Below are 2,500 nucleotides of genomic sequence, written 5' to 3'. Positions count from 1 at the left end.
CAGACTGCGGGTGCTAACGTCCGTAGTCAAGAGGGCAACAACCCAGACCGCCAGCTAAGGTCCCAAATGTTAGTTAAGTGGGAAACGATGTGGGAAGGCTCAGACAGCTAGGAGGTTGGCTTAGAAGCAGCCACCCTTTAAAGAAAGCGTAATAGCTCACTAGTCGAGTCGGCCTGCGCGGAAGATGTAACGGGGCTAAAACTAGCAACCGAAGCTGCGGATGCTTTCGAGCATGGTAGGGGAGCGTTCTGTAAGCCGTTGAAGGTGAGTTGAGAAGCTTGCTGGAGGTATCAGAAGTGCGAATGCTGACATGAGTAACGATAAAGGGGGTGAAAAACCCCCTCGCCGGAAGATCAAGGTTTCCTATTCAACGTTAATCGGAATAGGGTTAGTCGGCCCCTAAGGCGAGGCAGAAATGCGTAGTCGATGGGAAACGGGTTAACATTCCCGTACTTGTTATTACTGCGATGGAGGGACGGAGTAGGCTAGGCCAGCACGGCGTTGGTTGTCCGTGTTTAAGGTTGTAGGCTGAGAGCTTAGGTAAATCCGGGCTCTTAAGGCTGAGAACTGATGACGAGTCTCATTGCGAGACGAAGTGGTTGATGCCATGCTTCCAGGAAAAGCTTCTAAGCTTCAGGTAATAACGAACCGTACTGTAAACCGACACAGGTGATCAGGTAGAGAATACCAAGGCGCTTGAGAGAACTTGGGTGAAGGAACTAGGCAAAATGGTACCGTAACTTCGGGAGAAGGTACGCCGGATCTGGTGATGGGACTTGCTCCCTAAGCTGGGCCCGGTCGAAGTGACCAGGTGGCTGCGACTGTTTATTAAAAACATAGTACTCTGCAAACACGTAAGTGGACGTATAGGGTATGACGCCTGCCCGGTGCCGGAAGGTTAATTGATGGGGTTAGCTTCGGCGAAGCTCTTGATCGAAGCCCCGGTAAACGGCGGCCGTAACTATAACGGTCCTAAGGTAGCGAAATTCCTTGTCGGGTAAGTTCCGACCTGCACGAATGGCGTAACGATGGCCACGCTGTCTCCACCCAAGACTCAGTGAAATTGAAATCGCTGTTAAGATGCAGTGTTCCCGCGGCTAGACGGAAAGACCCCGTGAACCTTTACTATAGCTTTACACTGAACTCTGAACCTATTTGTGTAGGATAGGTGGGAGGCTTTGAAACCATGTCGCTAGATGTGGTGGAGCTGCCCTTGAAATACCACCCTGGTATGTTTGGGGTTCTAACTCAGGTCCGTTATCCGGATCGAGGACAGTGTATGGTGGGTAGTTTGACTGGGGCGGTCTCCTCCCAAAGAGTAACGGAGGAGCACGAAGGTTGGCTAATCATGGTCGGAAATCATGAGGTTAGTGTAATGGCACAAGCCAGCTTGACTGCGAGTCTGACACGACGAGCAGGTACGAAAGTAGGTCATAGTGATCCGGTGGTTCTGTATGGAAGGGCCATCGCTCAACGGATAAAAGGTACTCCGGGGATAACAGGCTGATACCGCCCAAGAGTTCACATCGACGGCGGTGTTTGGCACCTCGATGTCGGCTCATCACATCCTGGGGCTGAAGCCGGTCCCAAGGGTATGGCTGTTCGCCATTTAAAGTGGTACGCGAGCTGGGTTTAGAACGTCGTGAGACAGTTCGGTCCCTATCTGCCGTGGGCGTTGGAAAGTTGAGAAGAGCTGCTCCTAGTACGAGAGGACCGGAGTGGACGAACCTCTGGTGTTCCGGTTGTTATGCCAATAGCATTGCCGGGTAGCTACGTTCGGACGGGATAACCGCTGAAAGCATCTAAGCGGGAAGCCTCCTTCAAGATAAGCTTTCCCTGGGACCTTGAGTCCCCTGAAGGGCCGTAGAAGACTACTACGTTGATAGGCTGGGTGTGGAAGCGTTGTGAGGCGTTGAGCTAACCAGTACTAATTGCCCGTGAGGCTTGACCATATAACAGAAACGACTGATTGATACGTTTTACGTGATTAATCGACGGACTTGAGTGAGACATACACAGTGTCCTCAGCAATTACCGAGATTGTTCCTGACAATCTTCGGCATACACTCCATCCGTGGAGATAACAACTTTGTTCATCGCCCTATTTGGTGTTGTGAGTACGCACTCTGCAAAGAGGTAAGACGAAAAACAACCCAAACCTGTTTGCTTGACGATCATAGCGAGTTGGAACCACCTGATTCCATTCCGAACTCAGCAGTGAAACGACTCAGCGCCGATGGTAGTGTGGGGATTCCCCATGTGAGAGTAGGTCATCGTCAAGCTTTAATACCAAAACGCCCAATCGAGCAATCGATTGGGCGTTTTACTTTGTGGGGAGCGAATCGGGTCACAGCCCAGGCTGCCTTCTTTGCTGCTTCGCGCTATTTACGGCCTCCTTGCCCCTGCGCCCACCCCTTTGGCGGAGCAGATATAGAGCGTGTCCTAGCTCTACCTTACAGAAAGCTTCGCTGGACCCATCTGCCCAGAAACGCTTCCCATC

General features: G+C 51.7%; 2 rRNA genes (1 of these 2 cut by a window edge). Both read left to right on the top strand.

What is annotated here, in order from left to right:
* Window positions 1-1,952, top strand: a 23S ribosomal RNA gene (locus Q4563_RS15355) (it extends 932 nt beyond the left edge of the window).
* Window positions 1,953-2,166: 214 nt separating this feature from the next.
* A 5S ribosomal RNA gene (rrf, locus tag Q4563_RS15350) occupies window positions 2,167-2,282 on the top strand.
* Window positions 2,283-2,500: the final 218 nt, after the last annotated feature.

It is taken from the genome of Gilvimarinus sp. 1_MG-2023 (assembly GCF_030548285.1).
This window is presented reverse-complemented; position numbering and strand designations above follow the sequence as displayed.